The sequence below is a fragment of the Frankia sp. CeRuru1 genome (assembly GCF_977966315.1).
This window is the reverse complement of sequence record NZ_CDWWEW010000355.1, coordinates 1-5,342: the sequence shown is the minus strand read 5'-3', so window position 1 is coordinate 5,342 and position 5,342 is coordinate 1. Positions and strand designations below refer to the sequence as shown.

The window sequence follows — 5,342 nt, the reverse complement described above, 5'->3', positions numbered from 1 at the left end:
CGATGGGGTTGCGGTCGTCGAAGGGGCGGCGACCGGCGAGGCACTCGTACGCGACGACGCCGAGCGAGTAGACATCGCTCGCCGGTGTCACCGGACGCCCGGACGCCTGCTCGGGGGACACGTAGTAGGCCGTCCCCATCATGATGCCGGTGGCGGTGAGCGGCGCGGCGTCGACCGCGCGGGCGATCCCGAAGTCGGTGACCTTCACCGCGCCGTCCGGGCGCAGCAGCAGGTTGCCGGGCTTGACATCGCGATGGACCACGCCGAGGGCGTGCGCGGCCTGCAACGCGTCGGCTGCCTGCCCGAGGATGTCCAGCGTGCGCTCCGGGGACAACCGCTTCTCCCGGTGCAGCGCGGCGGAGAGGGGCTCCCCCTCCACCAGCTCCATAACCAGGTAGGCGGTCGGGTAGTCGTCGGAGGTCGCAACCTCGCCGTAGTCATAGACCGAGGCGACGCCCGGGTGTGACAGCCGGGCGGCATGGCGGGCCTCGCCGCGGAACCGCACCAGGAACGACTCGTCGCTGGCGTACTCCGGGCGCAGCAGTTTCACCGCGACGGGGCGGCCGAGGGTCTGGTCCAGGCCACGCCAGACCTCACCCATGCCGCCGGCGGCGATCCGCCCGTTCAGGCGGTACCGGTTGTCGAGGACGGTGTTCGGCGCCGCGGCGCCGGCGAAGGGCTGCGACGGGGAGATGGGATTGCCCGGGGAGTTGTTCATGGCTTGTCCAATGCGGCCTGTATGACCTTTTTCGCGACGGGGGCGGCGACGGCACCACCGGTACCCAGCTCGCCGCCGCCGTCCTCGACGATGACGGCAACCGCGATCTTCGGGGTGTCCGTCGGGGCGAACCCCACGAACCAGGCGTGCGGCAGACTGGTACCGTGCTCGGCGGTCCCCGTCTTCCCGGCGACGGTAACGCCGCCGATCTGCGCCCGCCGACCGCTCCCCGACGTCACCACGCTTTCCATCATGGTCGTGAGCTGGGCGGCCACCTCGCTGCTCACCGGTTCACCGAGTTTCTCCGGCTCGGTTTTACTGATCCTCTTGAGGTCCGGGCTGCGCAGTTCGGACACGAGATAGGGCTTCATCTCCGTGCCGTCGTTGGCGATCGCCGCGACCACCTCCGCCATCTGTAGGGGCGTGACCCGGACGTCGTACTGGCCGATCGCTGACTGCGCGGTCTGCGCGGCGTCGAGCTTGGCGGGGAAGACGCTACGGGCCTGTTGCAAGGGGAAGTCGGGGAAGGTCGCGTTCAGGCCGAAGGCCTCGGCCTGCCGGCGCAGGGTGTCGGCACCGAGATCGATGCCGAGCTGTGCGAACGCGGTGTTACAGGAGATGGTGAGCGCGTGAATGAGGGTGTCGGTCTCGCCGTCGCCGCAGCGTTCGCCGCCGAAGTTCGGTAGCCGCACGGTGCTCAGCGGGAGCGGTAGCTCGTCGGGTGCCGCGACGCGGGTGTCCGGCGTCCTGCCTTGTGACAGTGCGGCGGCGGCGGTGATGAGCTTGAAGGTTGAACCGGGCGGATAGGTCTGCTGGGTCGCCCGGTTCAGCAATGGTTGATCCGGATTGCCCGACAGCAGCCCATAGGCGTTGGCCGCGGCCTTCTCGTCATGGGCCGCCAGCGCGTTCGCGTCGTAGGACGGGTTGGTGACCATCGCCAGGATCGCGCCGGTCGACGGCTCGATGGCGACCACCGCGCCCTTGCGGTTGTCGAGCGCCTCCGCCGCAGCCTTCTGGACGGCGGGGTTGATCGTAGTGACCACGGAACCGCCGCGCCGCTCCGCGCCGGTGAACAGGCCGGTCACCCGGCTCGCGAGCAGCCGGTCGTCGTCTCCGGACAGGAAGACGTCCTCGGACCGCTCCAGGCCGGCCGCCGTGAACAGCGTGTAGTAGCCGGTGACGTTGGAGTAGAGCTGCCCGGCCGGATACTGCCGCTGATACTTGTACTGGTCGTTCGACGGCACCGAACGTGCGATCTCCACGTCACCGGCGACGATCGCGCCCCGCTGTCGTTCCAGGCGCTCGGTGATCTGACGCCCGTTCGTCGGCTGGGACTTGAGGCTGCCCGCCTCGCCCACCTGGAGCCAGTTCGCATTCACCAGGAGCGCGGCGAAGAGGATCATGCAGGCGACGGCGACCTTGCGCACCGTGCGGTTCATGTCGTCTTCACCACCTGGGTGGGACTCTCGGCAACCGCGCCCGGGTCGAACAGGGGGGCATCCGGCACCGGTTCGGGTGCGCGGCGGGCGGCGTCGCTGACCCGCAGCAGCAACGCGATGATCGCGGCGTTGGCCACGATGGACGACCCGCCGTAGGAGACGAACGGCAGCGTGAGCCCGGTCAGCGGGATGAGCCGCATGACCCCGCCCACCTGCACGAACACCTGCAGCGCCAGGGTGAAGGACAGCCCGGCCGCCAGCAGTTTGCCGAACGGGTCCTTCGCGCCGAGGGCCGCGCGCATCCCGCGCAGCACGACCAGGGCGTACATCATCAGGATGGCCATGACGCCGGTGAGACCGAGCTCCTCACCGAGGCTCGCCATGATGAAGTCGGTGTTCGCGAACGGCACCTTCTGCGGGTGCCCCTCCCCGAGCCCCGTACCGGTGATGCCACCGGCGGCGAAGCCGTAGAGACCCTGCACGAGCTGGTACGACGTGCTCGACGGGTTGTCACCGTCGAAGGCGTGCACCCAGCCGTCCACCCGGACCTGGACATGGCTGAACATACTGTGCGCGATCACGGCACCGAACAGGAACAGCACGAAGCCGACCACGACCCACGATGCCCGCTCGGTGGCGACGTAGAGGACGACCATGAACATTCCGAAGAACAGCAGGGACGAGCCGAGGTCCTTCTGCACGATCAGGATGCCCAGGCTCGCTAGCCACGCCACCAGCACCGGTCCGAGGTCGCGGGCGCGCGGGATCCCCATCCCGAGAAAGGACCGGGAGGCCACCGAGAGGACCTCGCGTTTGTTGACCAGATAGCCGGCGAAGAAGATCAAAAGAATGATCTTCGAGACTTCGCTCGGCTGGAAAGAGAACGGCCCGATCCGCAGCCAGAGGCGCGCGCCGTTGATGGTCGCGCCGATGCCCGGCGCGATCGGCAGCACCAGACCGACCAGACCGACCAGGCCGGCCGTGTAGGCGTACCGGGCGAGCGAGAGGTGATCGCGTACCAGCGCCAGCACCAGGATGAAGACGATGACCGCCAGCAGGGTCCAGACGAGCTGCGTCTGCGCGGCACCGGGCGGGATGTGGGTTCCCGCCCGCTCGGCGGCATCCGCCTTGGCGAGGTCGAGCCGATAGATCATGACCAGGCCCAGGCCGTTGAGCGCGACGACGACCGGGAGCAGCACCGGGTCGGCGGCCGGCGCGAACCTGCGTACCGCCAGGTGGGCCAGTGCCCACAGGCAGAAGAAGCCGAGACCGATGGAGAAGATCCCGAGCGAGATCTGGCCGATGTCGGCGAAGGTCAACGCGGCGAGCGCGCTGGTTGCGAGCGCACCAGCGAAGATCATCAGGATGAGCTCCCGGCGCCGGTACGGCGGGAGGTTGGTGCCGGTGGGCAGCGGGAAGCCGGCGAAGGTCGCGGTGAGGTCCGCCGACCTCGGCCTGCGTAGCGGAGGTAGGGGGATCGGCGGGCGAGTCATCGCTGGCCTGAGATCACGGTGAGGGGATGGGGACGGGTGTGGTCGGGCATCCTGGGACCGTGACGCCGGCACCGGTCGCCGGCTGGCACAGGGGAGTGGACAGGAGGGAGGAGTCCGAGATGCCCGACGGCACCTTGGAACGGTCGGTCGGACTCGGGCTCGGTGACGGGAATACGGCGGGTATGGCCGAGGTACGCAGGCGCGAGATGATCTTCTCCGCATCGTCACGGCTGCCGGCGCGGATGCCTCGTCGGAGCTCCGCCTGATCGGGCTCCGCAACCTCCGACAGTGGCTGACGACGGGAGAGCACTACCGAGGACAGCGGAATGCCCTTCACGCCCTGGAAGAGGGCGACGTGTTCATCGTCGACGCCGACATAATACTGCCCGCGCACGTAGGTCCACCCGGCCGCAGCACCGGCCACGATGAGCAAGAACACCACGGTGGAGACGAACAGGACCCGCCGGCCGGAGCGCCGTCCTCCGGATCCTTCCGGGTCGGAGTCGTCGCCATCGCCGTCGTCGTCGCCGCGATCGCTGGCCTGCGCCTGGCGGTCCCGCCGGTGGAAGCCCGGCCGACCGATACGGGCCGCCTTCGCCGCCGCGGACTCGTGGTCGGGATACTGGGGATTCGGCCCGCTGCGGGCCGGCGACGCCCCGGGGACCGCCCGCTTCTCGGCCGCCGCGCCGGCCACGAGAGGATAGGGCTCCGCCTCGCCGTGGTCCTCCTCGATGTCGGCGACCACGACGGTGATGTTGTCCGGGCCACCGCCCTTGAGGGCCAGGTCGACCAGCTGGTCGACCGCCTCCTGTGGGGTGGGCAGCAGCAGCGTCTCGAGGATCGTCTCCTCGCTTACCACCCCCGACAGACCGTCGGTGCACAGCAAGTAGCGGTCTCCCGCGATCGCCTGGCGCACGGAGAGGTCGGGTTCGACCTCCCGACCGTCGAGCGCCCGCATCAGCAGCGAGCGCTGCGGGTGGGTGTTCGCCTGCTCGGGGGTGATCCGACCCTGGTCCACGAGATCCTGCACCAGGGTGTGATCGTGGGTGACCTGGCTGAGGACGCCGTCGCGCAGCAGGTAGGCCCGGGAATCGCCGACGTGCAGGACCCCGAGCATGTCACCGGAGGAGAGCACGGCGGTCACCGTGGTGCCCATGCCGTCCAGCGCGCTGTTCTCCAGCGACATCTCGCGCAGCTGCCGATTGGCGTCCCGGACGGCCTCGTTCAGCTCCGTCACGAGATCGTCACTGTCGATCGCGTCGTCGAGATCCGCCAGGCGGGAGATCACCGTCGAGCTGGCGACCTCCCCCGCAGCATGACCACCCATGCCGTCGGCCACCGCCAGCAGGCGGAGCCCGGCATAGGCCGAATCTTCGTTTCCTTCCCGCACGTGCCCGACATCCGAGCGGACGGCGAAGTGAAGCCTGAGGCTCACCGGTGGAGCTCCAGGACCGTCTTCCCGATCCTGACCGGCGCGCCGAGAGGTACCGGCATGGGACTGGTCACCTTCGTACGGTTGAGGAATGTGCCATTGGTCGAGCCCAGGTCCTCCACGAACCACTGCCCGTCGTGGGGCACGAGTCTCGCATGCCGCCCGGATGCGAAGTCATCCTCGAGAACCAGGGTCGAGTCCTGTGCCCGTCCGATGGTGACAGGTGCCGTTCCTAGCGGGATCGTTGTGCCGGTCAAGGG

Annotated in this window: 5 protein-coding genes; all 5 read right to left on the bottom strand. The window is 69.1% G+C overall.

The annotated features are described in order from the left end of the window. Positions 1 to 718 (bottom strand): serine/threonine-protein kinase (locus AC08OP_RS20140; RefSeq protein ID WP_476615606.1); only part of this gene is annotated, 718 nt, incomplete at its 3' end. Next, the gene (locus AC08OP_RS20135; RefSeq protein WP_476615605.1) at positions 715 to 2,157 is read right to left on the bottom strand and encodes a peptidoglycan D,D-transpeptidase FtsI family protein; all 1,443 of its coding nucleotides are present in this window, start codon (positions 2,155 to 2,157) and stop codon (positions 715 to 717) included. The genes AC08OP_RS20140 and AC08OP_RS20135, both read right to left, overlap by 4 nt. Further along, positions 2,154 to 3,650 carry an FtsW/RodA/SpoVE family cell cycle protein gene (locus AC08OP_RS20130; protein WP_476615604.1) on the bottom strand — a complete coding sequence of 499 codons (1,497 nt, stop codon included), beginning with the start codon at positions 3,648 to 3,650 and terminating at the stop codon, positions 2,154 to 2,156. Before AC08OP_RS20130 ends, AC08OP_RS20135 begins: the two co-directional genes overlap by 4 nt. Before the next feature lie 13 nt (positions 3,651 to 3,663). Next, on the bottom strand, positions 3,664 to 5,085 hold the full coding sequence (locus AC08OP_RS20125) for a PP2C family protein-serine/threonine phosphatase (protein ID WP_476615603.1): 1,422 nt from the start codon (positions 5,083 to 5,085) through the stop codon (positions 3,664 to 3,666). After that, on the bottom strand, positions 5,082 to 5,342 hold a 261-nt coding region (locus AC08OP_RS20120; protein ID WP_476615602.1), incomplete at its 5' end, for an FHA domain-containing protein FhaB/FipA. The genes AC08OP_RS20125 and AC08OP_RS20120, both read right to left, overlap by 4 nt.

Bases quoted from the DNA above. Each gene is read 5' to 3' on its own strand.
- AC08OP_RS20135 (WP_476615605.1), bottom strand. From the start codon at position 2,157: ATGAACCGCACGGTGCGCAAGGTCGCCGTCGCCTGCATGATCCTCTTC.
- AC08OP_RS20130 (WP_476615604.1), bottom strand. From the start codon at position 3,650: ATGACTCGCCCGCCGATCCCCCTACCTCCGCTACGCAGGCCGAGGTCG.